General features: G+C 64.4%; 36 protein-coding genes. 20 read left to right on the plus strand and 16 right to left on the minus strand.

Annotated elements, in window-relative coordinates; genetic code table 11:
* The first annotated feature begins 270 nt into the window (after positions 1 to 270).
* Genes PVE73_RS17460 through PVE73_RS17470 form a run of 3 tightly spaced genes read left to right on the plus strand, consistent with a single transcriptional unit; the run spans position 271 to position 2,076 of the window.
* A complete protein-coding gene (locus PVE73_RS17460; protein WP_277363460.1) occupies positions 271 to 789 on the plus strand; it encodes a MarR family transcriptional regulator in 519 nt (172 codons plus the stop codon).
* A complete protein-coding gene (locus tag PVE73_RS17465) occupies positions 786 to 1,508 on the plus strand; it encodes a response regulator transcription factor (protein ID WP_277363461.1) in 723 nt (240 codons plus the stop codon). The genes PVE73_RS17460 and PVE73_RS17465 overlap by 4 nt, the downstream gene beginning before the upstream one ends.
* Before the next feature lie 22 nt (positions 1,509 to 1,530).
* On the plus strand, positions 1,531 to 2,076 hold the full coding sequence (locus tag PVE73_RS17470) for a GNAT family N-acetyltransferase (RefSeq protein WP_346772374.1): 546 nt from the start codon (positions 1,531 to 1,533) through the stop codon (positions 2,074 to 2,076).
* On the opposite strand, the gene PVE73_RS17475 is transcribed toward PVE73_RS17470, so the two are convergent.
* From PVE73_RS17475 to PVE73_RS17485, 3 genes are read right to left on the minus strand one after another with little or no spacing between them, the layout of a single operon-like run.
* Entirely contained in the window at positions 2,035 to 2,553 is a 519-nt protein-coding gene (locus PVE73_RS17475) for a DUF6692 family protein (protein WP_277363462.1), read from the minus strand. The genes PVE73_RS17470 and PVE73_RS17475 overlap by 42 nt on opposite strands.
* The gene (locus PVE73_RS17480) at positions 2,553 to 3,002 is read right to left on the minus strand and encodes a DUF305 domain-containing protein (protein ID WP_277363463.1); all 450 of its coding nucleotides are present in this window, start codon (positions 3,000 to 3,002) and stop codon (positions 2,553 to 2,555) included. Before PVE73_RS17480 ends, PVE73_RS17475 begins: the two co-directional genes overlap by 1 nt.
* A 22-nt stretch (positions 3,003 to 3,024) precedes the next feature.
* Positions 3,025 to 3,588 carry a cytochrome c gene (locus PVE73_RS17485; RefSeq protein WP_277363464.1) on the minus strand — a complete coding sequence of 188 codons (564 nt, stop codon included), beginning with the start codon at positions 3,586 to 3,588 and terminating at the stop codon, positions 3,025 to 3,027.
* Positions 3,589 to 3,817: 229 nt separating this feature from the next.
* Here PVE73_RS17485 and PVE73_RS17490 point away from each other — a divergent pair, with 229 nt between their 5' ends.
* From PVE73_RS17490 to PVE73_RS17500, 3 genes are all read left to right on the plus strand, one after another.
* Positions 3,818 to 4,705, plus strand: coding sequence for a methyltransferase domain-containing protein (locus PVE73_RS17490; protein ID WP_277363465.1), 888 nt, complete (start codon positions 3,818 to 3,820; stop codon positions 4,703 to 4,705).
* Between the two features lie 195 nt (positions 4,706 to 4,900).
* On the plus strand, positions 4,901 to 6,310 hold the full coding sequence (locus PVE73_RS17495; RefSeq protein WP_277363466.1) for an ATP-binding protein: 1,410 nt from the start codon (positions 4,901 to 4,903) through the stop codon (positions 6,308 to 6,310).
* A gap of 149 nt (positions 6,311 to 6,459) precedes the next feature.
* Entirely contained in the window at positions 6,460 to 6,687 is a 228-nt protein-coding gene (locus PVE73_RS17500) for a glutathione-dependent formaldehyde-activating, GFA (protein ID WP_277363467.1), read from the plus strand.
* 75 nt (positions 6,688 to 6,762) lie between these two features.
* Here the strand turns inward: PVE73_RS17500 and PVE73_RS17505 are convergent, their stop codons facing one another.
* The 5 genes from PVE73_RS17505 to PVE73_RS17525 all read right to left on the minus strand — a co-directional run bounded on the left by PVE73_RS17505 (position 6,763) and on the right by PVE73_RS17525 (position 9,473).
* Positions 6,763 to 7,359 carry an NADPH-dependent FMN reductase gene (locus tag PVE73_RS17505; protein WP_277363468.1) on the minus strand — a complete coding sequence of 199 codons (597 nt, stop codon included), beginning with the start codon at positions 7,357 to 7,359 and terminating at the stop codon, positions 6,763 to 6,765.
* 231 nt (positions 7,360 to 7,590) lie between these two features.
* Positions 7,591 to 7,827, minus strand: a complete 237-nt coding sequence (locus PVE73_RS17510) for a hypothetical protein (RefSeq protein ID WP_277363469.1) — start codon at positions 7,825 to 7,827, stop codon at positions 7,591 to 7,593.
* Between the two features lie 159 nt (positions 7,828 to 7,986).
* The gene (locus PVE73_RS17515) at positions 7,987 to 8,334 is read right to left on the minus strand and encodes a tRNA-binding protein (protein WP_277363470.1); all 348 of its coding nucleotides are present in this window, start codon (positions 8,332 to 8,334) and stop codon (positions 7,987 to 7,989) included.
* 8 nt (positions 8,335 to 8,342) lie between these two features.
* Positions 8,343 to 8,843, minus strand: coding sequence for a YbjN domain-containing protein (locus PVE73_RS17520; RefSeq protein WP_277363471.1), 501 nt, complete (start codon positions 8,841 to 8,843; stop codon positions 8,343 to 8,345).
* 324 nt (positions 8,844 to 9,167) lie between these two features.
* Positions 9,168 to 9,473 carry an accessory factor UbiK family protein gene (locus tag PVE73_RS17525; RefSeq protein WP_277363472.1) on the minus strand — a complete coding sequence of 102 codons (306 nt, stop codon included), beginning with the start codon at positions 9,471 to 9,473 and terminating at the stop codon, positions 9,168 to 9,170.
* Positions 9,474 to 9,614: 141 nt separating this feature from the next.
* Between PVE73_RS17525 and lgt the strand changes: the two genes are divergently transcribed.
* Positions 9,615 to 10,469 (plus strand): prolipoprotein diacylglyceryl transferase, encoded by an 855-nt coding sequence (gene lgt / locus PVE73_RS17530; RefSeq protein ID WP_277363473.1) that lies wholly within the window; start codon positions 9,615 to 9,617, stop codon positions 10,467 to 10,469.
* The gene (locus PVE73_RS17535) at positions 10,466 to 11,542 is read left to right on the plus strand and encodes a class I SAM-dependent methyltransferase (RefSeq protein ID WP_277363474.1); all 1,077 of its coding nucleotides are present in this window, start codon (positions 10,466 to 10,468) and stop codon (positions 11,540 to 11,542) included. Before lgt ends, PVE73_RS17535 begins: the two co-directional genes overlap by 4 nt.
* A gap of 13 nt (positions 11,543 to 11,555) precedes the next feature.
* Here PVE73_RS17535 and PVE73_RS17540 read toward each other — a convergent pair whose 3' ends face one another.
* Both PVE73_RS17540 and PVE73_RS17545 read right to left on the minus strand, forming a co-directional pair.
* Positions 11,556 to 11,942: a type II toxin-antitoxin system VapC family toxin gene (locus PVE73_RS17540; protein WP_277363475.1), complete on the minus strand. Its 387-nt coding sequence runs from the start codon at positions 11,940 to 11,942 to the stop codon at positions 11,556 to 11,558.
* A complete protein-coding gene (locus tag PVE73_RS17545; protein ID WP_277363476.1) occupies positions 11,939 to 12,184 on the minus strand; it encodes a type II toxin-antitoxin system prevent-host-death family antitoxin in 246 nt (81 codons plus the stop codon). The genes PVE73_RS17540 and PVE73_RS17545 overlap by 4 nt, the downstream gene beginning before the upstream one ends.
* 151 nt (positions 12,185 to 12,335) lie before the next feature.
* On the opposite strand from PVE73_RS17545, the gene pgeF reads away from it, so the two are divergent.
* The 4 genes from pgeF (at position 12,336) to PVE73_RS17565 (ending at position 16,013) form a co-directional block, all read left to right on the plus strand.
* Entirely contained in the window at positions 12,336 to 13,127 is a 792-nt protein-coding gene (gene pgeF, locus PVE73_RS17550; protein ID WP_277363477.1) for a peptidoglycan editing factor PgeF, read from the plus strand.
* On the plus strand, positions 13,127 to 14,278 hold the full coding sequence (locus PVE73_RS17555) for a Xaa-Pro peptidase family protein (protein ID WP_277363478.1): 1,152 nt from the start codon (positions 13,127 to 13,129) through the stop codon (positions 14,276 to 14,278). Before pgeF ends, PVE73_RS17555 begins: the two co-directional genes overlap by 1 nt.
* Before the next feature lie 64 nt (positions 14,279 to 14,342).
* Entirely contained in the window at positions 14,343 to 14,912 is a 570-nt protein-coding gene (locus PVE73_RS17560) for a hypothetical protein (RefSeq protein WP_277363479.1), read from the plus strand.
* Between the two features lie 168 nt (positions 14,913 to 15,080).
* Positions 15,081 to 16,013 carry a ribose-phosphate pyrophosphokinase gene (locus tag PVE73_RS17565; RefSeq protein WP_277363480.1) on the plus strand — a complete coding sequence of 311 codons (933 nt, stop codon included), beginning with the start codon at positions 15,081 to 15,083 and terminating at the stop codon, positions 16,011 to 16,013.
* A gap of 13 nt (positions 16,014 to 16,026) precedes the next feature.
* On the opposite strand, the gene PVE73_RS17570 is transcribed toward PVE73_RS17565, so the two are convergent.
* From PVE73_RS17570 to PVE73_RS17585, 4 genes are all read right to left on the minus strand, one after another.
* The gene (locus PVE73_RS17570; RefSeq protein ID WP_277363481.1) at positions 16,027 to 16,413 is read right to left on the minus strand and encodes a DUF488 family protein; all 387 of its coding nucleotides are present in this window, start codon (positions 16,411 to 16,413) and stop codon (positions 16,027 to 16,029) included.
* Between the two features lie 70 nt (positions 16,414 to 16,483).
* Positions 16,484 to 16,765, minus strand: coding sequence for a helix-turn-helix transcriptional regulator (locus PVE73_RS17575; protein ID WP_277363482.1), 282 nt, complete (start codon positions 16,763 to 16,765; stop codon positions 16,484 to 16,486).
* The gene (locus PVE73_RS17580) at positions 16,720 to 17,646 is read right to left on the minus strand and encodes a hypothetical protein (protein ID WP_277363483.1); all 927 of its coding nucleotides are present in this window, start codon (positions 17,644 to 17,646) and stop codon (positions 16,720 to 16,722) included. The genes PVE73_RS17575 and PVE73_RS17580 overlap by 46 nt, the downstream gene beginning before the upstream one ends.
* 159 nt (positions 17,647 to 17,805) lie before the next feature.
* The gene (locus tag PVE73_RS17585; protein WP_277363484.1) at positions 17,806 to 17,991 is read right to left on the minus strand and encodes a hypothetical protein; all 186 of its coding nucleotides are present in this window, start codon (positions 17,989 to 17,991) and stop codon (positions 17,806 to 17,808) included.
* A gap of 115 nt (positions 17,992 to 18,106) precedes the next feature.
* On the opposite strand from PVE73_RS17585, the gene PVE73_RS17590 reads away from it, so the two are divergent.
* From PVE73_RS17590 to PVE73_RS17625, 8 genes are all read left to right on the plus strand, one after another.
* Positions 18,107 to 18,295: a hypothetical protein gene (locus tag PVE73_RS17590; RefSeq protein ID WP_277363485.1), complete on the plus strand. Its 189-nt coding sequence runs from the start codon at positions 18,107 to 18,109 to the stop codon at positions 18,293 to 18,295.
* Positions 18,296 to 18,494: 199 nt separating this feature from the next.
* On the plus strand, positions 18,495 to 19,130 hold the full coding sequence (locus PVE73_RS17595) for a 50S ribosomal protein L25/general stress protein Ctc (protein ID WP_277363486.1): 636 nt from the start codon (positions 18,495 to 18,497) through the stop codon (positions 19,128 to 19,130).
* 116 nt (positions 19,131 to 19,246) lie between these two features.
* Positions 19,247 to 19,963: an aminoacyl-tRNA hydrolase gene (gene pth / locus PVE73_RS17600; RefSeq protein ID WP_277363487.1), complete on the plus strand. Its 717-nt coding sequence runs from the start codon at positions 19,247 to 19,249 to the stop codon at positions 19,961 to 19,963.
* 109 nt (positions 19,964 to 20,072) lie between these two features.
* Entirely contained in the window at positions 20,073 to 20,273 is a 201-nt protein-coding gene (locus PVE73_RS17605) for a hypothetical protein (RefSeq protein WP_277363488.1), read from the plus strand.
* 183 nt (positions 20,274 to 20,456) lie between these two features.
* On the plus strand, positions 20,457 to 21,560 hold the full coding sequence (ychF, locus tag PVE73_RS17610) for a redox-regulated ATPase YchF (protein ID WP_277363489.1): 1,104 nt from the start codon (positions 20,457 to 20,459) through the stop codon (positions 21,558 to 21,560).
* Between the two features lie 217 nt (positions 21,561 to 21,777).
* The gene (locus PVE73_RS17615) at positions 21,778 to 22,320 is read left to right on the plus strand and encodes a peroxiredoxin (protein ID WP_277363490.1); all 543 of its coding nucleotides are present in this window, start codon (positions 21,778 to 21,780) and stop codon (positions 22,318 to 22,320) included.
* A 134-nt stretch (positions 22,321 to 22,454) separates the two neighbouring features.
* Positions 22,455 to 22,922, plus strand: coding sequence for a MaoC family dehydratase (locus PVE73_RS17620; protein ID WP_277363491.1), 468 nt, complete (start codon positions 22,455 to 22,457; stop codon positions 22,920 to 22,922).
* Positions 22,919 to 23,389, plus strand: a complete 471-nt coding sequence (locus PVE73_RS17625; RefSeq protein ID WP_277363492.1) for a MaoC family dehydratase — start codon at positions 22,919 to 22,921, stop codon at positions 23,387 to 23,389. Before PVE73_RS17620 ends, PVE73_RS17625 begins: the two co-directional genes overlap by 4 nt.
* A gap of 54 nt (positions 23,390 to 23,443) precedes the next feature.
* Here the strand turns inward: PVE73_RS17625 and PVE73_RS17630 are convergent, their stop codons facing one another.
* Together PVE73_RS17630 and PVE73_RS17635 are read right to left on the minus strand one after the other, a co-directional pair.
* Complete coding sequence (locus PVE73_RS17630) at positions 23,444 to 23,989, minus strand: adenine phosphoribosyltransferase (RefSeq protein WP_277363493.1); 546 nt, start codon at positions 23,987 to 23,989, stop codon at positions 23,444 to 23,446.
* 96 nt (positions 23,990 to 24,085) lie between these two features.
* A complete protein-coding gene (locus tag PVE73_RS17635) occupies positions 24,086 to 24,958 on the minus strand; it encodes a cytochrome c1 (RefSeq protein WP_277363494.1) in 873 nt (290 codons plus the stop codon).
* Positions 24,959 to 24,960 lie beyond the last annotated feature (2 nt).

Below are 24,960 nucleotides of genomic sequence, written 5' to 3' on the forward strand. Positions count from 1 at the left end.
TAAGTCTCCTTCGGGCCCCGTTGCCCTGAAAATGCCCAAGAAGTCCGGGCGAAAACCGGATTATGCCGGAACACTGCGTCCTGAGGCAAACCTTTTAGGCCGTACCGGTCTGCAGGCACACCCTTGCAAAGTTCCGAAAAAACAACCTCAACACGCTCTTTTTGTTCGCTATAAGGCGAAAAGCTTGGCAGAAATTACAAAGCTGCCTAAAATATGTCAATATGGCTGACGTAATTTTGGGCAGCCTGGATAAGAGCGATGAAAAGCCCCATGAAGCCGACGGAACACCATGAGCCGCAGCCGGTGGCCGACAACCTCGATTTCACCCTGATCGAGCTGCTTTTCTTCGCCTATCGGGACTTCACGTCCGATCCGGACGAGATCCTCGCAAGCTACGGTTTCGGGCGCGCGCATCACCGGGTGCTGCACTTCGTGAACCGCCGGCCGGGATTGACCGTCGCCGAACTGCTGGAGGTCCTCAGGATCACCAAGCAGAGCCTGGCGCGCGTGTTGAAGCAGCTCATCGACACCGGCTATATCGTGCAGGTGCAAGGTCCGCGCGACCGCCGCCAGCGCGAGCTCTACGCGACGAAGAAGGGGCACGCCCTTGCGGTGGAGCTGGCGCTGCCACAGTCCCGCCGCATCCATTCTGCACTGGAGGAGGCCGGAATCAGCGATCGAGCCGCTCTGGAACGGTTCTTGAGGGCAATGGTGAATTCGGAACTCAGGGTGCAGCTCGACCGGACGGCGGGCAATGGCCACGTGGGTGAGGGAGGGACAAAACCATGATGACGCACGAGGAACTGGGCGCAGAGGTCAACGCGCCGTCGGACGATGCGCCCCATCTGCTCGTCGTCGACGACGATACACGCATCCGCACGCTGCTGAAGCGCTTCCTGAGCGAGGAGGGTTTCCGGGTGAGCGTGGCGGCCAATGCCGCCGAGGCGCGCCGCAAGCTTGCCGGGCTCGACTTCGATCTGATCATCCTCGACGTGATGATGCCCGGCGAGGACGGCGTGACGCTGACGAAGAGCCTGCGCGGCGAGCGCGACGTGCCGATCCTCATGCTGACGGCGCTTTCGGAGACCGACAGCCGCGTGAGCGGGCTGGAAGCTGGCGCCGACGACTATCTTGCGAAACCGTTCGATCCGCGCGAACTGGTGCTGCGGGCGAACAACATCCTGCGCCGGGGCGGGCAACCCACCACGCCCAAGCTGGAGCAGATCGTGTTCGGCCCCTACACCTTCCAGATCACCCGACGGGAGCTGAAGCGCGCCGGCGAGCTGCTGAAGCTCACCGAGCGCGAGCGCGAGATCATGGCCATCTTCGCCGAGCGCGCCGGCGAGACGATCCCGCGGCACGAACTGGTGGGCGAGGACTCGGAGGTGGGCGAGCGCACGATCGACGTGCAGATAAACCGGCTCCGCCGCAAGATCGAACGCGACCCGGCCAATCCCATCTGGCTGCAGACCGTGCGCGGCATCGGTTATCGCCTGAGCGTGGAGTAGGGGGCAGCGCCGGAGGCAGTGCATGCAACATCGACTGCGTCGCCTCTCTCTGGACGAAATGGACCACGCCGCAATCATCCTTCGCACCGCGTTCGACGAGCGGCTGCCCTGGCTGGCAGGTCTCCACACTCCGGAAGAGGATCGCAGTTTCTTCCGAGACCGTGTCTTCGCGGAATGCGAAGTATGGGGTGCAATCGGGAGCGGCATTGTCGGTTTCATCGCCTTCCGCGAAGGCTGGATCGACCACCTCTACATCCTGCCGAAACATCGGGGTAAGGGCGCAGGCGACGCCCTCCTGAAATCGGCAAAAGCGGCTTCGCCCAGCCTGCAGCTTTGGACATTCCAGAAAAACGCCATCGCGCGACAGTTCTACGAGGCACGAGGCTTTAGGGCGATCCGCGAAACCGACGGCGACGACAACGAAGAGCGCGAGCCGGATGTCCTCTACCGTTGGGAACGGCAGCTCTGCGGTACTGATTCTCTGAGCGGGCGCACCGGGTATCACGCTCGGAATGCGCCGTCCGGATCACCCGGTGCACCGATAGTATCCGCGGTATCCGACCCGTAGACTATCGCCCACCTCGAAGACCGACGTCGCCTCTTCCGGCGTCTCGCCGGGACTTGCCTCTCCATCCGGCAACAGGCTCATCCGCACCTGATCGGCGGAGAACAGCAATTCGCCGGAACTCGACGGCGACCTCAGGACCACCAGATTCCCGCCGAGCTTGACCGCTCCTTCCGCCGCCCCGTCCGGTGTGGCCTTCACGGCCAGTATGGGTCTGCCGTAACTGGTGTACCGGAATTCACAGCGGGAGCCCGGACCGATGGCCGCGGAAACCTCAGCGTCGTTCATCGTCTCGGGATCGAGCGTCGGGATGTGCAGGCCGGACACGGCTTCGCCTGCCGGTACGACGCGTGGGACCTCGTGGGAGCGGACCGGGTGGAGCTCATCGTCCGGCGCGTCACTCTCACCGCACGCGGAGAGGCCGGATGCGAGGATGAGCGCGAGAAGGGATGCCAACCCTCGGGAGGAGCGAGAGCGCATCAGTCCCGCGCCTCGAGATCGCGGATAAGGTACTTCATTTCGGCGATCTCCCGCTCCTGTGCCTCGATTATCTCGTCCGCCAGCTTGCGCACGCGCGGGTCGGAGATCTGGGACCGCTCGCTCGTCATGATCGCGATCGAGTGATGCGGGATCATTGCCTTCATGTATTCGATGTCCCCGATGGTGGCCTGGCTCCGCACCAGCCAGAGCGAAAGAGCGAAGAGAGCGACAGAGCCGCCGAAGATCGCAAGGTTCACCGCCCTCTTCTTGTACATGCCCAGCATGTAGGCGAGCATGATGACCGCCATGGTCGCGCCCATCAGCAGGGCCATCCAGGCGCGCGTCTCGCTCCAGAACACGTGCTCCAGCGCATAGGTGTTCAGGTACATGAGCCCATACATGACCACCGTGGACGTGGCGATCATAGCAGCGAAGCGCCAGTAAGACATCTGCATCGTTCTCGTCACCAAGTCAGTGCGCTTGCCCGCCTCCGGTCCCGCCTTCTCCGGCGGAGTCTCCGATGGCAGCGTATTCCTCGGGGGTCATCGCCGGCAGTTGCTTGACGAAGGCGGCAATGCTCCAGAGCGTCTGGTCGTCATGTGTCGGCCCGAAGGCTGGCATGCCCGTCATTTTGATACCGTGCTTGGCGAGCCAGTAGACCTCCTGGAACTCCCATTCGGCGGCAGCCTCGGTGAGATGGGGAGGTCTCGGCCGCATGCCGCTTGCCCATTCCGCCCGTTCCACGCCCGGGCCGGCATGGCAGTGCTGGCATGCGGCCTTGTACTCAGCCCCGCCCGCCGCGATCATCTCCTGCGTGATGTTCTCCGGCGCAGCAGCGCCCTCCGCGCGGCTTTCGACCGAACTGCGGAGCGTCGTGTCGAACGCCCAGCGGGTCGGGGACAGGTGCTCCTCCGTTGCGGCGACGTTATAGGCGCCCGTGTAGACGACCAGCAGCCCGATGACCGCGAGCAGGACCACCATGCCCGCCGCACCGGCCGCCACGAGAAGGGCGGGAAATGTCTTCTGCTTGTTCATGACACGTCTCTGCAACTGCTTCCCAAGTGCCGTCGCGGCGGATTGGTTCCCTTCCTGTACGGCGGACGCGGTCCAGCATTCCCGCCCGGCGGCAGCCGTGCGCGACGTCGCCTGTCGCCTGAGGGTGGAACAGAACTGCGGCGCCGAATCCGTTTTCCCGACCGGTTGCAGTCTTTTCAAGATTGCGCAGTAATCTCCACGACCGACTTCTCGCATAGGCATGGAGGCCATGACCGAGGAAGAACTTGCAATGGTGCGCACTGCCTTTGCGCGGCAGATCCTTGCTGTCGCCGGCGTTGCCGGCAATGCCGCGCTCGAACACGCCTTCCGCACGGTGCGGCGCGAGAATTTCCTTGGATCGGAACCCTGGAAGATCGTCGACTTTACGACGGCGCCGGCCAATCTCCCGTCGAACGATCCGGTCTATGCCTATCAGGATGTCCTGTTCGTGCTGTCTTCATGGCGCGGCGTCAACAATGGCGGCCCATCGCTTCATGCGCGCCTTCTGAACGCACTCTCGCCGAGGCCGGGACAGACCGTGGTCCACCTGGGCGCGGGCACCGGCTATTATTCCGCAATTCTTGCAGAGCTCGTCGGACCTCAGGGCCGCGTGATCGCAGTCGAAATCGATGAGGTGCTGGCGCGCACCGCGCGCACGGCTCTCAGCCATTTCCCCAATGTCGAGGTCGTCGTCGACGATGCCGCGGCATGGCCGCGGGAACCGGCCGACCGCATCTATGTGAACTTCGCGGTCCTGGCTCCGCAGGAGCGCTGGATCGAGCACCTCGCCCCGGGCGGACGCCTTGTTTTCCCTCTCGGCGTGCCGGGCCAGCCGTTCCGGCCGGCAGGTCCCCGCTTCTCAAGGCACGGCGCGGCCTTCCTCGTGGAGCGAAAGGATTCCGGCTTCGGCGCATTCCACATCTGCGCTGCCTATTTCATTCATGCGGATGGCAGTGCGGGCGTCTCGGACGAGGCGGAGCAAGAGAGGCTGCAAAACGCCTTTCGGCGCTCGGGTGCGGAATTCGTACGCAGTCTTGTCTGGCGACGGCCGGCCGATCCGGCCAGGTGCTGGATTTGCTCGCCCGGCTGGAGCCTTTCCTACGATCCCGTGGAATAGGCCACGCGCCTGGAGCCAGAGGAGGAGCGGCAGCCGGGTCCAGCGACCGAATGATGCCCCTCCCTCTGCCGAGAGCTGGTCCATATCCATATCCGCCATGCACCGCCAGATCGATTTCGCCTCGCCGTGACGCTATAGGCAAAGGCGGCTAGACTGCCGGGCCGCCTCGTCTCGGTGGGTAAACGGAAGGTGCGAATGGCGAAATACGATCTCCCATGGTCCGAGGGCAGCGAAGGAGCGGCCCGCCTGCGCCGCGCGGCCATCGTCATACGCCGCGGCTGGCGGCGCTTCTGGCGGGTCGTGTCGCACTACATGCCCAAGCGGCTCTACGCGCGCTCGCTGATCATCGTGATCGCACCCATGATCCTGCTGCAGTCCGTGGTCGCCTTCGTCTTCATGGAGCGCCACTGGCAGACGGTGACGCAGCGTCTCTCCCAGGCCGTCACCCGCGACATCGCCGCTGTCATCGACATCATCGAGACGTACCCGCAGGACGACAATTACGCCAATGTCATCCGCATCGCGCAGGAACGGCTGGCGCTCAGGATCAGCATCGAGCCGCCCGATCCCCTGCCCCCGCCGGGCCCCAAACCTTTCTTCTCCATCCTCGACCAGACGTTGAGCGAGGAGATCACGCGACAGATAAACCGGCCGTTCTGGCTGGACACGGTGGGCGATTCCAACATCGTCGAGATCCGCATCCAGCTCGAGGACAAGGTGCTGCGCGTCTTCGCCCGGCGCAGCCAGGCCTATGCCTCCAACACACATATCTTCCTTCTGTGGATGGTGGGCACCTCGCTGGTGCTGATCGCGATCGCGGTGGCCTTCCTGCGCAACCAGATCCGCCCCATCCTGCAGCTTGCGGAAGCCGCCGAGAGCTTCGGCAAGGGGCGGCCGACTAGCGATTTCCACCCACGCGGAGCGGAGGAGGTGCGCCGCGCCGGCAGCGCCTTCCTGCTGATGCGCGAACGTATCGAGCGCCAGATCGAGCAGCGCACGGCCATGCTGACCGGCGTATCCCATGATTTGAGGACCATCCTGACGCGCTTCAAGCTGCAGCTCGCCCTCGCGCGCAACAAGTCCGACATCAAGGCGCTCGACCAGGACATCGAGGAGATGCGCCTGATGCTGGAAGGCTATCTCGCCTTCGCGCGCGGCGAGGCGCAGGAGGAAGCCGGCAGCTTCGACCTCGCCGCCTTCCTTGCCAAGATGGAGGATGAGGCCAGGATGCGCGGCTGTGCCTTCTCCTCCTCGCTTTCCGGCAAGGCGGAGGTGCATGTGCGCCCCAACGCCTTCTCGCGCCTGCTTTCCAACGTGGTGAGCAACGCGTTCCGCTATGCATCACGCGTCGAGGTGAAGGCGCGCCACCGCGACGGAACACTGCTGGTCACGGTGGACGACGACGGCCCGGGCATCCCCGAGGACAAGCGCGAGGAGGTGTTCAAGCCCTTCGTGCGGCTCGACGAGGCCCGCAACCAGGATGAAAGCGGCACCGGTCTCGGCCTCTCCATCGCGCGCGACATCGCCCGCAGCCACGGCGGCGATATCATGCTGGAGGATGGGCCGCTCGGCGGTCTGCGCGTCGTGGTGCGCGTGCCGGCTTGAAGGAGGGCAGGCGAGACATGCTTGAAGCAACCTGTCATTGCGGCGCCGTCAAGGTTCACGTGTCGGCAGAGCCCGATTGGTTATGCGATTGCAATTGCTCTGTTTGCCGACGGCTGGGAACGTTGTGGGGCTATTACCATCCGAGCCAGGTGACCTTTCTACGAGGCGCCGGCGAGACGGTCCCTTATGCCTGGGGCGACCGTAACCTGGAATTCCACCACTGCCCCATCTGCGGCTGTACGACTCATTGGGAGCCGGTGAAAAAGGTGAGCGCAAGCCACATGGCGGTCAATGCGCGGCTGATCGATCCGGCGGCGATCGCCCATATCCGGATTCGCCATTTCGATGGAGCGGAGAGCTTTCGCTATCTCGATTGAGGGGGCGTGTCGGCGTACAGGAAGAGGGCCGAAGCTGCCGCTTCGGCCCACGAATCGGCGAGCATGTGCTCGCGGTCAGGCGGCCTCGTTCTGCCGCTCTTCCTGATCCTGCCGGAGTGTCTTCAACGCCGTCGCCCATTTGTGCAACTCGTCGAGCATGCCTTTCGCGCCATCGGTCATCTGCTCGTTGGGGCGGAACTCGCCCTCGTCGTTGATGAACTGAGGAAAGATGGGGACAGGAACCACCTGCGGCAGGGCGTGGACGTTTACGTTGGCGAGAAGCTGACGCAGTTCCTGCGATGAGCGCAGGCCGCCGGAGATGCCGCCATAGCTCAGCACGCCGGCGGCCTTGTAGGCCCATTCGAGATTGAGGGCCTGCACCGCGTTCACGAGGCTTGCGGGCGGGAAATAGTCGTATTCCGGCGTGACGAACACGAAGGCATCGGCCGATGCCGCGCTCCGCGACCAGCGGCGGGTATGCTCATGCTCGTATTGCTGCAGCCTGGGATGCGACGCCTCGTCGAGAAGCGGCAGATGGAAATCGGCGAGATCGACCAGTTCGACCTGGAACTTGCCGTGCGCCGCCGCGAAATCCTTGAACCATTGGGCGATGGCCGGTCCGACGCGGCCGGGACGGGTGCTGCCGATAACGACATTGAGCTTAAGTGACATAGAATTTCCTCAAAGCTGGACCGCTCCAGACCGGCTTGGGAGGACCCGACCCGGGGCGGTATATGCAGGATACCGGGGCGAAAATAGATACCTGCCGACACGACGCAAGGAGGCACGAATTCCGCACTTGGTCACCTTGCAGTGACCGCAGGGTCGCGCGGCCGGGCAGCGGAACGTGCGAAGACAGGTGTTCGCGACAGGCCCGGGCGGTCACGCCCGGCGCCGAATGCCCTATGCCGAGCGGATCGGATGGTCGAGCAGCAGGACGAGCGTGCAGCGGCCGTCCTTTCCGGCGCGGATGTGGCGCGCGAGCACGGCGAAGGTCTCCGGCTTGCCGGCGCCGGTGAGTTCGACGAGATCGCCCTTGGCCACCCATTCGCCGAGCCGCAACGCTTCCAGCCGGTCGAGAAGCCCCGCCCGCTCCGCAAAGAGCCGGGCGCTCGCCGTCAGTTCGATGTTGGTTTCCAATCGCCACTCCCTGCCTTTGCCGCGTCTTCCCGACGCACCGGCTGTTATATAGGGGCCGGAGGGCGGCTCTCCCACGGAAATGACGTATCGGCGCGTCCCAGGCCGTTCGATGCTCTGGAAGAGGATTGTGCGCCAAGGGCACAATCTGCCCGCGTCCTGCTAATGCAGGCGGCTGCCGTTGGGCACCTGCTTGTCGGCGGATGCGAGCACGACCGCGCCCTGCTCGTCAGCGAAACCGAGAGTGAGCACGTCCGACATGAATTTGCCGATCTGGCGCGGCGGGAAGTTGACGACAGCCATCACCTGTCGACCGACGAGTTGTTCCGGCGTGTAGTGGACGGTGATCTGGGCGGACGATTTCTTGATGCCGAGTTCCGGCCCGAAATCGATCTTCAGCTTGATGGCGGGCTTGCGCGCCTCCGGGAAGGGCTCGGCCTCGACGACCGTGCCCACCCGGATGTCGACCTTTTCGAAGTCGGCATAGACGATTTCCGGCGCCCGTTCCATTGTAAGCCTCAGGCAGTGCCGAAGGTCTCGAACAGCACGCTGTTGAGCGCTTCCTGCGCGCCCGTGCCCGACCAGATGACGTACTGGAAGGCCTGATAGTAGCATTCGCAGGCTTCGAGCGCGCTGTTGAGCATCACCTCCACCTGCTGGCCGGTGGGCTCGAGTCCGCCCGCCAGCACCAGCGACTGCCGGAACATGACGACGCCCTCGCGCTCCCAGAGGTCGAAATGGCCGAACAGCATCTGCTCGTTGATGAGCGAGATGAGGCGCATGACCTCCAGCGTACGTTGCTCGGGCACCTTCAGGTCGAAGGCGCAGGCGACGTGCAGCGCCTCGAATTCCTCCATCCAGGAAAAGGAAACGTGGTAATCGGTCCATGTCCCGGCAACGGAGATCGCGATCTCGTCATCGCCGTTGCGCTCGAAGCTCCAGTCGTTCGAGTGGGCGACATGCTCGATGACGTCCACAGGATGGGCGCCGCGGGACATGTCGAATTCAAGAAGGCTCATAAATCTGCTTTCCCATTCTTGGGGAGCGCCGTCCGACGCCCGCCATGTGACACATGCGGTTCAAGGCACGCGACCGAGTACGACACTGAGCGGAGCGAAGTTGAACACACAAGGACACACGACAGGCCCGCCCCAGCCTGGCGCATGATTTCGAATCATGCAGCAAATTCAGTCTATTGATCGCGCAACGCGTGACCAGTCCTTTTTTGCCGGCCTGCGCTTCCGGTGTGGATAGCCGCGTTCCGCACTCGATTCAGAGTGCCGCCTAACCGACTCTGGTGCCAGCATTTTTTGCGGTTGCACACAGGCTGGCGGCAGCGGAAATTATTTTTTGGAGCGCGTGGATCGAGCCGGGCTCTCGCCGCTTTCGGTGGCCGCACCTGCCGCGAGTTTGGCCTCCAGTGCCGCGATGCGGTCGAGAAGGGCCGCGTTCTCCTCGCGCGCCTTGATGGCCATCTCGCGCACGGCCTCGAAATCCTCGCGCTGCACGAGATCCATGGAATTGAGGATACGCTCCGTCTGCGAGCGGAACATGGTCTCGAACTCTCGGCGCACGCCCTGGGCGGCACCGGCCGCGTCCGTCACCATCTTGGCGAATTCGTCGAGAATCCGGTTGGGGCCGTTGGTCATGTCGGTGCTCCTGATCCCGTTTGAGGTAAGACGACCCGGCGGCGAATGCAAGCGGCTTCCTGAATGGAGCGGGCTTGACCGCGCCACAATGGTTTCGCATAGCTTCGCGCCGCGACCAGGGTCAATCGACGGGAGGCATGCTTGATCGACTATCTACTCCTGCCCTTGACCGCCCTGCCCTTTCCCGACATCGATCCGGTGATCTTCCGGCTGGGCCCGCTCGCCGTCCACTGGTACGGCCTTGGCTATGTCGCGGGGATCCTCTTTGCCTGGTGGTATGCGAAGCGGCTCGTGAGCACGCCGCGGCTCTGGGCGAACGACACACCGCCCATGAAACCCGAGGATCTCGACGATTTCGTCATCTGGGCGGCCGCCGGCGTCGTGCTGGGGGGAAGGCTCGGCTACGTGCTCTTCTACGACCTGCCGCGCTATCTTGCCAGTCCGCTCGACGTCTTCGCAATCTGGCAGGGCGGCATGTCCTTCCACGGCGGCATGCTGGGCACGATCGCGGCGATGGTGCTGTTCTCACTCAAGCGCGGCATCAATCCCTGGAGCATGCTCGACACGATCGCGGCGGGCACGCCCGTGGGCCTCGGGCTCGTGCGGGTGGCGAACTTCATCAATTCGGAGCTGTGGGGGCGGCCGACCGACATGCCCTGGGGTGTCGTCTTCCCCGATGGCGGGCCGCTGCCGCGTCACCCGAGCCAGCTCTACGAGGCCGCATTCGAAGGCCTGGTGCTCTTCCTCGTCCTGCGTTTCCTGACCCATAGCGGGCTGAAGCTCAAGACGCCGCGCTTCGTGGGCGGGGCCTTCATCTGCGGCTACGGGCTGGCGCGCATCTTCGTGGAGTTCTTCCGCGTGCCGGACGCACAGCTCGGATATCTCGCAGGCGGCTGGCTGACCATGGGCATGGTGCTTTCGATGCCGATGGTGGCGGCGGGCGTCTGGGCGATGCTGACGGCACGCGCGCCGGCGGCGGCGCGGCAGGAGACATGAGCAGACTAAGCCAGCGAATCCAGCGCCTCATCGAGGCCACGGGGCCGATCGGTGTGGACGTCTATATGGCGCTCTGCCTGTTCGACCCGCAGGACGGCTACTACACGACGCGCGAGCCCTTCGGCGCTACCGGCGACTTCACCACCGCACCGGAAGTGAGCCAGATGTTCGGCGAGCTTCTCGCCGTCTGGCTCTACACCGCCTGGAAGGCCTGCGGCGCGCCCGGCCATGCGGTCTTCGCGGAGATCGGGCCCGGCCGCGGCACCTTGATGAAGGACATGCTGCGCACCCTCTCCCGTCTCGATCCGAATTTCGTGGCCGCGCATCGCTTTGCGATGGTCGAGACGAGCCCCCGTCTTGCGGCGGTCCAGAAGGAGACGCTCGTGGAGGCGCCGGCGGCACCGGAATGGTTCTCCCGGGTGGACGACCTGCCGGAAGGACCGCTCTTCATCACCGGCAACGAGCTTTTTGACGCCGTGCCGGTAAAACAGTATGTAAAGGTGCCTGCCGGCTGGTGCGAGCGCAAGGTGGGGCAGACCGATGACGGGGCGCTCGCTTTCAAGGCCGGCCCGGGCGCACCCGATCCCTCGCTCCTGCCGAAGGATGCGGAGAAAGCGCCGGAAGGCACGATCTTCGAGACAGCACCCGCCCGGGAAGCGTTGATGGACATGATCGCGGAACGTCTGGCGCGAGCGGGCGGCGCAGGACTTTTCATCGACTACGGCTACGAAGGCCCCGCCTTGGGCGAGACGCTGCAGGCCGTGCGGCGCCATGCGTTTGACGATGTTCTGGCACATCCCGGCGAAGCGGACCTGACGGCCCATGTGGATTTTTCCGCCTTGGGCCAGGTTGCGCGGACGCACGGGCTCGTCACACGGCTGATGACGCAGGGCGAATTCCTGCTGGGGCTGGGGCTTCTGGAACGCGCTGGCCGGCTCGGCGCCGGCAAAGACCCGCAGGAGCAGGAGCGCATCCGCGGCGAAGTCGAAAGGCTCGCGGGACTTCACGAGATGGGCACACTCTTCAAGGCGATGGCGGTGCTGCCGACGGGTGTGGAGGTGCCGCCGTTTTAGGCCGGCATCCTGGCTACACCCGCTGCACCGGTCCGGGGTACTCCGCCACATATGTGTCGGTGGTCAGCAGCGTGATGCCCTCGACCATTGCCTGAGCAACTAGAATACGGTCGAAAGGGTCCTTGTGGATGGACGGCAGAGCACGCACGGCTACGGCGTGCGCGCCGGTAATCGGCAGCTCGACATAGCCGTGATCGAGCAGCCCGCGGCGCAGAACCCAAGCATCGGCCTGGAAATCCGCACGGCCGAGCCCGGACTTGATCGAGACCTCCCACAGACTTGCCGCGCTGAAGATCAGCTCGTTCGAGGTGTTCTCCAATATCTCGCGGGCCGCCTTTGAGAGATGATCGGGCTGGTCCGCCGCCCAAAGCAGCAACCGAGTGTCGAGGAGAAACTTCACTGTTTGCCGCTGAGGAGTTCCGCGATTTCTTCCTCTCCCATACGGTCGAAATCATCGGGTATCCTGAACCGGCCGCCGAGAAATCCCAGCCGACCGGCTTCGTCGGCGGCAGGCGCTTCCAGTCCTGTCACTTTCACCAGCGGCTTTCCCGCCCTGGCAATAATGAACGGCTCGCCATTTGCGGCACGTTCCACCAAGCGGGAAAGATGTGTCTTGGCTTCATGGATGTTGACGGTTCGCATGGCCTGGCCTTAGCTTAGTTCATTGAACTTAGTTCAACTCTCCTCGCCTTTCAACTGCTCGCCAGGCTGCTCCGCCGCCTTTGTCGTGGATTGACTTGCATGCTCCCCTGCCCCACGATCCGCGCTCCGCAACCAGGACAGAAGGCAGCGCATGCTGGACAAGACAAAGCCGGAGCCTCTCCGGTCGCCCCTCCTCGACGGCGCAAACGGCGTGAGGCACGGCTTCTTCACCCGCTCGGGCGGCGTCTCGGAAGGCATCTTCGGCAGCCTCAATGTCGGGCTCGGTTCGAGCGATTCTCCCGACGCGGTGCGCGAGAACAGGCGTCGGGTGGCGGCATGGATGGGGGCGCCGGCGGAGCATCTGGTCACGGTCCACCAATGCCATTCAGCCGCCGTCGTGGTGGTGGACGAGGCCTTTCCCGTGAATTCCCGCCCCAATGCCGACGCGATGGTGACGCGGCAGCCGGGGCTGGCGCTCGGCGTGCTTGCGGCCGATTGCGGCCCGGTCCTCTTCGCGGACGGCGAGGCCCGTGTGGTCGGCGCCGCACACACCGGCTGGAAGGGAGCGCTGACGGGTGTGCTGGAGAACACGATCGCCGCCATGGAGCGGCTCGGCGCCAGCCGCGAGCGGATCACGGCGGTGCTCGGACCGTCGATCAGCCAGGAGAATTATGAAGTCGGCCCGGAATATATCGAGCGCTTCACCAGCGCCGACGCGGAAAACGCCCGCTATTTCCGGCTGTCCGGCAAGCCCGGACACGCGCTCTTCGACCTCAAACTCTACACTCTGGACCGGCTGGCCCGGGCCGGGGTAAAGGCAGGGACCCTCGGCCGCTGCACCTACGCGGAGGAGGACAATTTCTTCTCCTACCGCCGCACCACTCATCGCGGCGAACCGGATTACGGACGCCAGATCTCGGCGATTTGCCTGGAGGAATTCTGATGGCCCTGCATTTCGAACGCGCCGAATTCGATGCTCGCCGCGACCGCCTCGTGATCGAGATGTCGGAGCGGAAGCTCGACGCGCTGCTCCTCTTCGCCCAGGAGAGCATGTACTGGCTGACGGGGTACGACACGTTCGGCTTCTGCTTCTTCCAGTGCCTGGCGGTCAAGGCCGACGGCTCGATGGTCCTGCTCACGCGGTCGGCCGATCTCAGGCAGGCGCGCAGCACCTCCATCATAGACAACATCATGGTGTGGAACGACCGCCACGGCGTCAACCCAGCGGCGGAATTGCGCAACCTTTTGAACGATCTCGACCTGCTCGGCATGCGCATCGGCGTGGAATACGACACGCACGGGCTGACGGCCAAGAACGGCAAGCTGCTCGACGAGCAATTGCAGACCTTCGGCAAGATCGAGGACGCCTCCGATCTCATTGCGCGGCTCAGGCTGCTCAAGAGCCCGGCCGAGATCGAGAAGGTGAAACGCGCGGCCGCACTCGCCGACGATGCCCTGGACGCCGCCCTCCCCCTGATCAAGCAGGGCGGCGACGAGGCGGCGATCCTCGCGGCGATGCAAGGCGCCGTCTTTCAGGGCGGCGGAGACTATCCGGCGAACGAATTCGTCATCGGCTCGGGTGCGGACGCCCTTCTCTGCCGCTACAAGGCCGGGCGGCGGAAGCTCGTCAAGAACGACCAGATCACGCTGGAATGGGCCGGCGTCTATCACCACTATCATGCCGCCATGATGCAGACGGTGCTGACCGGCAGGGCCACAAAGCGCCACCAGGAACTGTTCGACGCGGCGAAGGCGGCGCTCATCGCCTGCGAAAAGGCAATGGTGCCGGGAAACACGTTCGGCGATGTCTTCGACGCCCATGCCAAGGTCATGGAGGCGCACGATCTGACGCGCCACCGGCTCAACGCCTGCGGTTATTCGCTGGGGGCCCGTTTCTCGCCCTCCTGGATGGACCCGCAGATGTTCTACGCGGGCAGTCCCGAGCCGATCGCCCCAGACATGACGCTGTTCGCCCACATGATCATCATGGATTCGGATTCGGGCACGGCCATGTGCCTGGGACGCACCTATCTCACCACCGACTCCGCGCCCGCAATGCTTTCTCGCCACGGACTCGATTTGATCATAAGGTGACATCTCGATTTGATCATAAGGTGACATATTGCATGTGGGGGTGTTTTCATCGCGGGAAGAGAGGATGGCGCGCTTGAAGACGGCAGCTTGGATCCTGGCACTGGCGGCGGCGGCCGCCGGATGCAGCGGAACGGACGCGATCGACCTTTCAGCCGCGCCCAGGGACAGCGGAAGCCGGACCGCACCCGGGGCGGCGACCACGACGACACTTTCCGACCAAAGCACGGTGGGCGCGCAGACCGGACAGCAGGTCGCCGCCGTCGCCCGCGACGCGCGCATCGAGTTCGCGCCCGTGATCGGCGCGGCACCGGAAACCGTCTCCCCTCTCTCCTCCCGCCTGTCCAGCCGCGCCGGCCAACGCGGACTGACGATCACGCCCGAAGCCCAGGGCGCCACGCTTGTCGTGAAGGGCTATTTCTCGACCATCAGCGACGAGAAAGGAACCTCGGTGATCTTCGTCTGGGACGTGCTCGACCCCGCCGGCAATCGCCTGCACAGGATCCAGGGGCAGGAGAAGGCGACGGGAACGGGCGAAGGCTGGACGGCCGTCACCGGCGCCAACATGGAGGCGATCGCCGACCGCACGATCGACGAGCTGGCGGCGTGGCTACAGGGCGGACAGGCCCGGAGCTGACCGTTCGGGTGCAATCAACAGGGCGGACGCAACCCTTGGTTATCCCTGCCATGAACAAACGGGGCAAAGCCCGGACTGTTGAAGGCCGGATCGGCTATTGGCGCTTGCAATAGCCGGTCTCGCCGCTTAAAGCCCCGCATGAAACGAGGCGCTGGCCAGGATCACTCCATGAAGCTTTTTGCGGGCAATTCCAACCGGGTGCTGGCGGAGGCCGTCGCCCGCTACCTCAATATTTCCCTGGGCAAGGCGCTTGTACGCCGCTTCGCCGACCAGGAGATCTTCGTCGAGATCCAGGAGAACGTGCGCGGGGAAGACGTGTTCGTCCTGCAGTCGACCTCTTATCCGGCGAATGACCACCTGATGGAACTGCTCATCATGATCGACGCCTTTCGGCGTTCCTCGGCCCGGCGCATCACCGCGGTTCTCCCCTATTTCGGCTATGCCCGGCAGGACCGCCGCACTTCGGGCCGCACGCCGATCTCGGCCAAGCTGGTGGCGAACCTGATCACCCAGGCGGGTGCGGACCGCGTTCTGACGCTCGACCTCCATGCCGGGCAGATCCAGGGCTTCTTCGACATTCCGACGGACAACCTCTATGCGGTGCCTGTGATGGCGCGCGACGTGAAGGCGCATTACAAGCTTGAAAACGTGATGGTGGTCTCGCCCGACGTGGGCGGCGTGGTGCGCGCCCGCGCACTTGCCAAGCGCATCGATGCGTCGCTCGCCATCGTCGACAAGAGGCGCGACCGGCCGGGCGAATCCGAGGTGATGAACGTGATCGGCGACGTGCGCGGCCGCGACTGCCTGCTGATCGACGACATCGTCGATTCCGGCGGCACGCTGTGCAATGCCGCGGATGCGCTGCTCGCCAACGGGGCCACCAGCGTGACCGCCTATATCACGCATGGCGTCCTGTCGGGCGGGGCCGTGGCGCGCATCACCGGCTCGAAGCTGCGGGAACTGGTGATCACCGATTCCATCCAACCCACCTCCGCCGTCGAGGCGGCCGGCAATGTGCGCGTCGTCACCATCGCCGACCTGATCGGCGAGGCGATCTCGCGCACGGCATCCGAGGAATCGGTCTCGAGCCTGTTCAACTGAGGCTGCACTGCCGCTATTCGACCTTCGCCCCACGCTCGAGGAAAAGCGTGCGTAGCACCGAGCGATGGCAGCGCGCCTCGTCCTCGCAATAGCAGCCGATGGAGAAATCGGCATTGTGCGAAAGCGTTGCCAGGAGGTCGAGCGTGTGCCGGGCGCCGGGTTCGTTCATCTCGGCTCTGAAGGCGCGCTCGAACGCCTTCCATTCGCTCTCCGTCTTCGCCGCCTGGGCGCGCGCCACGAGATCGGGGCTGGGCGAAAGCTCCGGATACCAGACGTCGAACCAGTCGTCGGCGGCATAGCGCTCCTTGCGCACGCCGCGCGGCGGGCGCCTGACGGTGCCGATGCGCGTTCCCTCCCGCGCAAGACGCGGCGTGCCGAGGCGGACGATACGCAGGGCCATGGTCGAATCTCCGTATGGGCTTCCCGGGCGACATAGCACGGCGCCCTTTCCGGCGCACAGCCCGCACGGTCTATGCCGGCCGGCGGGCGTGCGCCCCCGAAATCACCGGCGGCTCAAGCTGCCGGGCAAGGCGCATCAGTTCCGCCTGACGGCGCACACCGGTTTTGGCGAAGATGTTGTCGAGATGCGTTCGCGCGGTCGTCGCCGCTATGCCGAGAGCACCGGCGGTCTCGGCAAGCGTCCTGCCGGAAAGCAGGCTTGCGAGCACGCGCGTCTCCGCCTGCGTCAGGCAATAGGCCCGTGCGATCACCTCCGCCTCATCTTCTTCGTCCGGCGCACCGGCGATGAACACGGCGGCCGCCGCTTCCGGGTTGAAGGTCGCGCGCAGGTCCCCCCGGCCATCGGCAGCACGTGGGCAAACAGCGGCGGTGCCTCGGAATCCGTGAGCCGGACGGCAAGACCTGTCCTGCCCATCCCCGCCTCGTCCTGCGCGGCCTGCCTGATGGCGCTGCGCAGTTCGCGTGCGGCCGATGGAGCTTTTGCCTCCAGCATGCCCCCGCATTCCTGAATCCCCGTCCCTTCGCGCAGCATGCGTTCGGCGGCACGGTTGGGGTGCAGGATCGCGCCGTGCTCGTCCGTCAGCAGCACACCGCAAGCGAGCGCGTCGAGGGCCTGGGCCATGCGCGCCCGCTCGATGGCGCGGGCGTCCAAAATCCTGCTGATCGTCACCGCGCGCCTGAGATGCGGCAGGAGCAGCTTGCCTAGCTCAATCTCGCGATCTGTCATCACGCCGGCGCGCCGATGCCGCGCGACGACGATCTCCGAGAAGTGCGTACGCGTGTACATCAGGAAGAAATGGCTGATGTCGACGATGCCCTGCGGCTCGAGGCAGTTGCGGAAATAGGCAGAGGCTTCTGCCTGGCTCGGCATAAGCTCGCGTGAAGCGACGAAGGGCTCGTCCAGCGAAATGCAGGATGCGAGCCAACGCGCCAGCACCGCATGGATTTCCGGCAGGTGCTTCGTCCGCTCCGCCAGCCAGTGCGGCTCCCAGCCGACACTCCTGTCGATCACCATACGGTCGCCGTAGAAGTCGTTGAGCGACAGGATGAGCGAATGCGCGAGAAGCGCCTCGGCGATCTCGGCGAGCGTTCGATCCCAGTTGCCGGGATCGAGCGTGCAATCATAGATCGAGCCGATGAGCCTCGACAGGTCCTGCGGCGGCAATGTCTCCATGGCTCCGAAGCTCTCGCCCCTCCGGCTCGGCGCGTCTGCGGCTCTACGATCTCCTACAAATGCAGGATGTGCAAGCATCTGCTGCGTGAGACAGTCCGCCATCGGTAAAGGCTGGCTTGCTTGAACGGAACAGGGCGCCACGTGACCATCCCGCCGCTCCTATCGACAGCCATGCTTCAGGTGCTGGCCGCCTGTGCGCTCATTCTGATGGCGCCCGGGCCGGTGATGCTTGCGATCGGCGGTTTCGCTTCGCTGCACGGCTTCGGCAGGACGCTCCCCTTGCTTGCCGGCCTCGGTGCCGGAACGGCCGGCCTCGCCGTTCTCGTGGCTGTCGGAGCCGACCATCTCGGCCCGAGCCTTTCCCTGCCGTTCGTGCAGACCGCAGGAGCCGCGGCTGCGCTTGCTCTGATGGCCTTTTGTCCGCCCTTTCGGTCCTGCAATCAGGATGGAGATGAGCCCGATGGAACCCAAGACGACGGAGAAGCGCTTCAAGGCCGTGCAGACGCCCGACGACAGCTGGGAGGTCCTGGACGAGACGGCCGGACTGCCGGTGGAGCGCGATGGCGTCATTTTGCTCGGCCTGGACCGCGAGACCGCGCTCGCCCTGGAGCGCTATCTGAACGGGATGGGACCGTTGGAGACGAAGTAGCCGGCGCGCAGCCGGAGCCTGCTCACCTGCCTTGCGCCCGGGCGGGCCTTGCGCTATAGACCCGCCGTCCGCGCGGACACCCTTGGAGGCAGTGCGGATGGAGGCCGGCCCGGCGCGGGAGCGCTGAAGGCGGCTTTCTCGTTTTCGGGACCGGTTTTCGACGTCTCCCGGAAGCGCTCCATAAAAGAAAGGTAAAGCCATGAGCCACCAGTCCTATGAACTGACGGCCGAGGCGCGCGAACGGGTCGGTAAGGGGTCCGCCCGGGCAATTCGGCGCAGCGGCAAGATTCCCGCCGTGATCTACGGCGACAAGAAGCCCCCGCTCTCCATCGTGCTTCCCTACAAGGAACTGTTCCTGCGCATCCACGCCGGCGGTTTCCGCACCACCATCGCCACCATCGACGTGAACGGCGAGAAAATCCAGGTCCTGCCGAAGGAGTACCAGCTCGATCCGGTGCGCGGCTTCGCCATGCATGTGGACTTCCTGCGCGTGGGCCGCAACACGGTGGTGACCGTGAATGTGCCCGTTCACTTCACCAACGACGAGAAGGCGCCCGGTATCAAGCGCGGCGGCGTGCTCAACATCGTGCGCCACGAGGTGGAGTTCACCTGCCCGGCAACCTCCATTCCCGACTTCATCGAGGTCGACCTGACTGGGCTCGATATCGGCGATTCCGTGCACATCTCCGCAGTGACACTGCCGGAAGGCGTGAAGCCCACCATTACGGATCGGGACTTCACCATCGCCACGGTCGCGGCTCCGGCCGGCCTTAAGTCCGAGGAAGCCGAAGGCGGCGAAGCTGCCGCGGAGGAGGCGGAGGAAGGCGAGGAGTAATCTCCTCTCCTCATTTGGGGCGGAATGCGCTCGCAGCCGCCCCAACCGTTCATGCGCCGTATTGTGCAGCCCCGGAGTGTTCCCGCCCGGCTGCAGATGCTCCAGGGAGGCGTTCCATGCTTCTCATCGCTGGGCTCGGCAATCCCGACCCGCAATATGCGGGCCACCGGCACAATGTCGGCTTCATGGCGGCGGACGCCATTTCCCGCCGCCATTCCTTTTCGCCCTGGTCGAAGAAGTTCAGCGCCCTCGTCTGCGAGGGCCGGCTCGGCAGCGAAAAGGTGCTGCTCGTCAAGCCGCAGACCTTCATGAACCGTTCCGGCCAGGCGGTCGGCGAGGCCATGCGCTTCTACAAGCTCTCGCCGGCCGACCTGATCGTGCTCTATGACGAGTTGGACCTGGCGCCCGGCAAGGTGCGCGTGAAGCGCGGCGGAGGCTCGGGCGGCCACAACGGCATCAAATCCATCGACGCCCATTGCGGGCAGGACTACCGCCGCGTGCGCATCGGCATCGGCCATCCAGGCGACAAGGCACGGGTGACCGGCCATGTGCTGGGCGATTTCGCCAAGGCCGACCACGAATGGCTCGACCCGCTGCTCGACACATTGGCCGACAATATCGGCCTGCTGGCGGACGGCGACGATTCCGGCTTCATGAACCGCGTGAGCCTTGCCGTGAAAGGCAGGGGCGGCGATGTGGAGGCGGCGGAGGCAAAGCCCGCGCCGAAGGGCCAGAGCCACATCCGCCAGGCGCGGACGAAGAATGCTCCCGCCAAGCTTCCCGAGAGCGGTCCCATGGCCGCCATGCTGAAAAAGCTCTTTGGGAAGGAATAAGAGCGGAGTGGAGTTTGCGCACCGGCGCAATGATCGGAATGTCTCCTGAGCCTATATTTCCTCACGAGTTCGTGTTTTCGTGAGTTCGTGAAGCTGTTCGGAGACGGCGATGAAGAACGTGACCATTTCCATGGATGATGAGCTGCACCGCGCCACCCGCATCGAGGCGGTGATCGCAGCCAATGGCGAAAAAGGCGAAGAGCGCAATCCTCAGCTCAAGGCTCTTGAGCGCTTTCTCGCTGGTCCCAAGTGGGATGTGATGGAGGACGGCCGCATGCCCACGGCGGAAGAGCGCAATGCGCGCCGGTAGTGTCTTCATCGACTCAAACGTGCTGCTTTATACGAGACAAAAACATATAGACGAAAAGTCGGCGCTACTTCCTTTCCGAAGATTTGCAGGACGGGCAGGCCATCGAGGGCTTGACGATCGTCGATCCCTTCGCCCATAGCCCTGCCAACACTCTTTGAACGGCTTCCACAGGACAGATATTCCATGGGTTTCAAATGCGGCATCGTCGGCTTGCCCAATGTCGGCAAGTCCACGCTCTTCAACGCGCTGACCAGGACGGCCGCCGCGCAGGCCGCAAACTATCCCTTCTGCACCATCGAGCCCAATACGGGCGAAGTGGCGGTGCCCGATCAACGGCTGAAGAAGATCGCCGAGATCGCCGGATCGAAGGAGATCATACCGACACGCATCTCCTTCGTGGACATCGCCGGCCTCGTGCGCGGCGCGTCCAAGGGCGAAGGGCTGGGCAACCAGTTCCTCGCCAATATCCGCGAGGTGGACGCGATCGTGCATGTGCTGCGCTGCTTCGAGGACGATGACATCACCCATGTCGAGGGCCGCATCGACCCGGTGGCGGACGCCGACACCGTCGAGACGGAGCTGATGCTGGCCGATCTCGACAGCCTGGAGCGGCGCATTGTCCAGACGCGCAAGCGCGCCACCGGCAAGGAGAAGGAGGCTATGGCCGTGCTGCCGGTCATGGAGCGGGCGCTCGCTCTGCTGCAGGACGGCAAGCCCGTGCGGCTCATCTCCGCCGAGCTGGATGCCGAGGGCGCGCGCGTCCTGCGCTCGCTCAACCTGCTCACATCGAAGCCGGTGCTCTATGTCTGCAACGTCACCGAGGGAGACGCGGCGGCAGGCAACGAGCATACGGCGGCGGTGGAGAAGATGGCGGTCACCCAAGGCGCCGGGACGGTCGTGATCTCGGCTGCGATCGAGGCGGAGGTGGCGCAGCTCTCGGATGACGAAGCGGCGGAATACCTGGAGGCCATGGGCCTGCACGAGCCCGGCCTCGACCGGCTGATCCGTGCCGGCTACGATCTCCTCGATCTCATCACCTTCTTCACCGCCGGGCCCAAGGAGACGCGTGCCTGGACCGTACAGAAGGGCTCGAAGGCGCCGCAAGCGGCAGGGGTGATCCATACCGATTTCGAGCGCGGCTTCATACGTGCGCAGACCATCGCCTATGAGGATTACGTAACGCTGGGCGGCGAGACCGCGGCCCGCGACGCCGGCAAGGCGCGCGACGAGGGCAAGGAGTATGTCGTGCAGGACGGCGACATCATGCTCTTCAAGTTCAACGTGTAGGCGCCACGCGGCCCGATTTCGCAGCCGCAGCAAAACTTGTGACTTTTACGCGCATGCAGCATTTTTCGAGCGGCGGCGTCTTGGCATCGTCACAGGCGAATGTTTAATTCGGCGCGTATGGCGTTCGCCTCCCACGGCGCCAACCAACCAATGTTTCAGAATTGCACGCCCCTCTCCCGGGGGGCCTGCAAGATTTTGTGCTTTAAGGAGCTCACATATGCTCGGAAGAAAAGTTCCGCAGGTCACTTTCCGCACGCGCGTCCGCGACGAATCCATCGAGGGACCGAACCCGTATCGCTGGGAAGACAAGACCAGCGCCGACTATTTCGCCGGCAAGCGCGTGATCCTCTTCTCGCTGCCCGGCGCCTTCACGCCGACCTGCTCGACCTACCAGCTTCCGGATTTCGAGAAACTTCACGAGGAGTTCAAGGCGGAAGGAATCGACGCGATTTACTGCGTTTCCGTCAACGACGCCTTCGTGATGAATGCCTGGGGCCGCGCCCAGGACATCAAAAACGTCGGGCTCATCCCGGACGGCTCCGGCGAATTCACCCGCAAGATGGGCATGCTGGTCGCCAAGGACAATCTGGGCTTTGGCATGCGCTCCTGGCGCTACGCGGCCGTCATTGACGACGGTGTGGTCGAGATGTGGTTCGAGGAGGAAGGCTTCTCCGACAATTGCGACACCGACCCCTACGGTGTTTCCTCGCCGCAGAACATCCTCGAGGCCCTGCGCGCACCTCAGTCCGCGGCGGCCTGACCTTCGGCTCTTCCGGAGCCCGGATGCGCCGCGCGCCCCCCCGGGGTCCCGCCTTTGACGAATCCCGTGCCGGGCATAAAGTCGGGAAGATGAGGACGGGGTCTGGTGCCCTGTGCTCGCGAGGGATTTCCAGCATGGCACGCAACCGACTGGCCTATGAGGACATGGAGGAGGGCCGGGTGTTCGACCTCGGCTCCCGCACGCTCACCGCCGAGGAGATCATCGAATTCGCCGGGGCATTCGATGCGCAGCCAATGCATCTGGACGAAGAGGCCGGCCGGCGAAGCCTGCTCGGCGGGCTGGCAGCCTCGGGCTGGCACACCTCCTGCGTGTTCATGCGCATGATGTGCGATGCCTTCCTGCTCGACTCTGCCTCCCAGGGGTCACCCGGCATCAGCGAAATGCGATGGCGGAAGCCGGTTCTGGCCGGCGATACGCTCGCCGGGAGTTCCACCGTGCTTTCGCGCCGGCGGCTCAGGTCCCGGCCCGGCCTTGGGCTGGTGACCTTCCGCCACGTGGTCACGAACCAGCGCGGCGAGACAGTCATCGAATGCGAGAACCCGATCCTGTTCGACCTGCGAGATCCGGGAGATGCCGCATGAGCCTCGACTCCTTTCTGAGGATCGGCGAGACGATCAGGCTCGGCAGCCATACCTTCACGGCGGAGGAGATCAAGCAGTTCGCGGCAAAACACGACCCACAGCCTTTCCACATCGACGAGGAGGCGGCCGGCAGGAGCATTTTCGGCGCCCTCTGCGCCTCCGGCTGGCACACCTGTGCCATGTGGATGCGCTACAATCTGATGGATATGGACCGCGCCCGGAAGGTGGCCTGGGACGGTCCCGGGCCGCGCCCCGAATTCGGCCCCTCGCCCGGCTTTTCCAACCTGAAATGGCCGAAGCCGGTCTATGCAGGCGACACGATCACTTTCATCCGGACACTCACCGGCCGTCGGCCTCTGGGGTCCCGGCCCGGCTGGCAACTCCTATTGCTGAATGCGGGAGCTTTTAACGGCGACAACGAGACGGTGCTGGCGTTCGACAACTCAGTGCTGCTCAAGACCGGGTGAACAGCGCGGGACATCCTTCCCCGCCTGAGGCCTAGCCATCGGCCTGCCCTGCTCTCAGTCCCCCTCGAAGGAAATCAGCGTGCGCACGTCGACCCCCTGGGCCTCGAGCCTTGCGCGGCCGCCGAGATCGGGCAGGTCGACGACGAAGCAGGCGGCGACGATCTCGGCACCCATCTGCCGCAGAAGCCGCACGGCCGCCTCCGCCGTGCCTCCCGTGGCGATGAGATCGTCCACGAGGATCACCTTCTCTCCGGGCGAGACGGCATCGATATGCATTTCCATCTCGTCCAGTCCGTATTCGAGGCTGTAGGCCACGCGTACGGTCTCGTGTGGCAGCTTGCCCTTCTTGCGGATGGGAATAAAGCCGGAGGAAAGCTGGTGGGCGATGGCACCGCCCAAAATGAAGCCGCACGCCTCGATACCGGCGATCTTGTCGATCTTGGAGCCCGCATAGGGGTGGACGAGCTCGTCCACCGCGCGGCGGAAGGCGCGTGCGTTTCCGAGCAGCGTCGTGATGTCGCGAAAGAGGATTCCCGGCCTCGGATAGTCGGGAATCGTGCGGATCGCGGCAAGAAGCGTCTCTTCGAGCGACTGTTTCATCGGCAAAGCCCCGTTCGTGTCTTTGTGACCCGTTCCAGCCTCAATGAAAAGGGCGCCGCGTGGCGCCCTTTTCATTATTTCGGCTGATGGATCTTGCTAGTGCAGTTCGGCCCAGATCTTCCGCTTGGTGAGATAGACGAGCCCGCCGAACAGGACGAGGAAGATCATCACGGTGAAGCCGGCCTGCTTGCGCGCCTCCAGATGCGGCTCCGCCGCCCACATCAGGAAGGCCGATACATCGCGCGCATACTGGTCCACCGTCTCTGGCGTGCCGTCCTCATAGGCGACCTGGCCGTCCGAAAGCGGGGGCGCCATCGCGAGCGAGGCCGCACTGATGAAATACGGATTGTAGTAGGTGCCTTCGGGCACCTCATGCCCTTCGGGAGCCTCCTCGTAGCCGGTAAGCAGCGCGTGGATGTAGTCCACTCCGCCTTCGGCATACTGGGTGAAGATGTCGAAGATGAAGGTGGGAAAGCCGCGCTCGACGCCACGGGCCTTCGCGATCAGCGAGAAATCCGGCGGAACCGCACCGTTGTTGGAGGCGGCCGCCTGCTCGGGATTGGCAAAGGGCGACGGGAAATAGTCCGACGACGTGGCGGGACGGGTGAACATGTCGCCCGCCTCGTTCGGGCCGTCCTGCACCTCGTATTCGGCGGCGATCGCACGTACCTGCTCTTCCGAATAACCCAGGTCTTCCAGGTTGCGGAAGGGAACCATGCTCATGGCGTGACAAGCCGAGCAGACCTCGCGATAGACCTTGAAGCCGCGCTGCAACTGGCCCTTGTCATAGGTGCCGAAAGGACCCGCGAAGGACCATTCCTGCGGCTCCGGCTTCTTCAGCGGGTAGTGCGGCGTGCCGCCTTCTTCGTGTTCCTGGGCGACCGCAACAGTGGTGGCGAGCGCAAGACCAAGCCCTAGCGCGCCAAAAGCGCGGAGAAACAGTTTCATTTCAAAAATCCCCTTGCGCATCG

Source organism: Chelativorans sp. AA-79 (genome assembly GCF_029457495.1).
Classification (GTDB): domain Bacteria; phylum Pseudomonadota; class Alphaproteobacteria; order Rhizobiales; family Rhizobiaceae; genus Chelativorans.

Excerpts from the sequence above, each read along its gene's own strand:
- PVE73_RS17460 (WP_277363460.1), top strand. The coding sequence starts at position 271 with ATGAAGCCGACGGAACACCATGAGCCGCAGCCGGTGGCCGACAACCTC.
- PVE73_RS17465 (WP_277363461.1), top strand. The coding sequence starts at position 786 with ATGATGACGCACGAGGAACTGGGCGCAGAGGTCAACGCGCCGTCGGAC.
- PVE73_RS17470 (WP_346772374.1), top strand. The coding sequence starts at position 1,531 with ATGCAACATCGACTGCGTCGCCTCTCTCTGGACGAAATGGACCACGCC.
- PVE73_RS17475 (WP_277363462.1), bottom strand. The coding sequence starts at position 2,553 with ATGCGCTCTCGCTCCTCCCGAGGGTTGGCATCCCTTCTCGCGCTCATC.
- PVE73_RS17480 (WP_277363463.1), bottom strand. The coding sequence starts at position 3,002 with ATGTCTTACTGGCGCTTCGCTGCTATGATCGCCACGTCCACGGTGGTC.
- PVE73_RS17485 (WP_277363464.1), bottom strand. The coding sequence starts at position 3,588 with ATGAACAAGCAGAAGACATTTCCCGCCCTTCTCGTGGCGGCCGGTGCG.
- PVE73_RS17490 (WP_277363465.1), top strand. The coding sequence starts at position 3,818 with ATGACCGAGGAAGAACTTGCAATGGTGCGCACTGCCTTTGCGCGGCAG.
- PVE73_RS17495 (WP_277363466.1), top strand. The coding sequence starts at position 4,901 with ATGGCGAAATACGATCTCCCATGGTCCGAGGGCAGCGAAGGAGCGGCC.
- PVE73_RS17505 (WP_277363468.1), bottom strand. The coding sequence starts at position 7,359 with ATGTCACTTAAGCTCAATGTCGTTATCGGCAGCACCCGTCCCGGCCGC.
- PVE73_RS17515 (WP_277363470.1), bottom strand. The coding sequence starts at position 8,334 with ATGGAACGGGCGCCGGAAATCGTCTATGCCGACTTCGAAAAGGTCGAC.
- PVE73_RS17520 (WP_277363471.1), bottom strand. The coding sequence starts at position 8,843 with ATGAGCCTTCTTGAATTCGACATGTCCCGCGGCGCCCATCCTGTGGAC.
- PVE73_RS17525 (WP_277363472.1), bottom strand. The coding sequence starts at position 9,473 with ATGACCAACGGCCCCAACCGGATTCTCGACGAATTCGCCAAGATGGTG.
- PVE73_RS17535 (WP_277363474.1), top strand. The coding sequence starts at position 10,466 with ATGAGCAGACTAAGCCAGCGAATCCAGCGCCTCATCGAGGCCACGGGG.
- PVE73_RS17545 (WP_277363476.1), bottom strand. The coding sequence starts at position 12,184 with ATGCGAACCGTCAACATCCATGAAGCCAAGACACATCTTTCCCGCTTG.
- pgeF (WP_277363477.1), top strand. The coding sequence starts at position 12,336 with ATGCTGGACAAGACAAAGCCGGAGCCTCTCCGGTCGCCCCTCCTCGAC.
- PVE73_RS17555 (WP_277363478.1), top strand. The coding sequence starts at position 13,127 with ATGGCCCTGCATTTCGAACGCGCCGAATTCGATGCTCGCCGCGACCGC.
- PVE73_RS17560 (WP_277363479.1), top strand. The coding sequence starts at position 14,343 with ATGGCGCGCTTGAAGACGGCAGCTTGGATCCTGGCACTGGCGGCGGCG.
- PVE73_RS17565 (WP_277363480.1), top strand. The coding sequence starts at position 15,081 with ATGAAGCTTTTTGCGGGCAATTCCAACCGGGTGCTGGCGGAGGCCGTC.
- PVE73_RS17570 (WP_277363481.1), bottom strand. The coding sequence starts at position 16,413 with ATGGCCCTGCGTATCGTCCGCCTCGGCACGCCGCGTCTTGCGCGGGAG.
- PVE73_RS17580 (WP_277363483.1), bottom strand. The coding sequence starts at position 17,646 with ATGGAGACATTGCCGCCGCAGGACCTGTCGAGGCTCATCGGCTCGATC.
- PVE73_RS17585 (WP_277363484.1), bottom strand. The coding sequence starts at position 17,991 with ATGGTCGGCTCCGACAGCCACGAGAACGGCGAGGCCGGCCGTTCCGGC.
- PVE73_RS17590 (WP_277363485.1), top strand. The coding sequence starts at position 18,107 with ATGGAACCCAAGACGACGGAGAAGCGCTTCAAGGCCGTGCAGACGCCC.
- PVE73_RS17595 (WP_277363486.1), top strand. The coding sequence starts at position 18,495 with ATGAGCCACCAGTCCTATGAACTGACGGCCGAGGCGCGCGAACGGGTC.
- pth (WP_277363487.1), top strand. The coding sequence starts at position 19,247 with ATGCTTCTCATCGCTGGGCTCGGCAATCCCGACCCGCAATATGCGGGC.
- PVE73_RS17605 (WP_277363488.1), top strand. The coding sequence starts at position 20,073 with ATGAAGAACGTGACCATTTCCATGGATGATGAGCTGCACCGCGCCACC.
- ychF (WP_277363489.1), top strand. The coding sequence starts at position 20,457 with ATGGGTTTCAAATGCGGCATCGTCGGCTTGCCCAATGTCGGCAAGTCC.
- PVE73_RS17615 (WP_277363490.1), top strand. The coding sequence starts at position 21,778 with ATGCTCGGAAGAAAAGTTCCGCAGGTCACTTTCCGCACGCGCGTCCGC.
- PVE73_RS17620 (WP_277363491.1), top strand. The coding sequence starts at position 22,455 with ATGGCACGCAACCGACTGGCCTATGAGGACATGGAGGAGGGCCGGGTG.
- PVE73_RS17625 (WP_277363492.1), top strand. The coding sequence starts at position 22,919 with ATGAGCCTCGACTCCTTTCTGAGGATCGGCGAGACGATCAGGCTCGGC.
- PVE73_RS17630 (WP_277363493.1), bottom strand. The coding sequence starts at position 23,989 with ATGAAACAGTCGCTCGAAGAGACGCTTCTTGCCGCGATCCGCACGATT.
- PVE73_RS17635 (WP_277363494.1), bottom strand. The coding sequence starts at position 24,958 with ATGCGCAAGGGGATTTTTGAAATGAAACTGTTTCTCCGCGCTTTTGGC.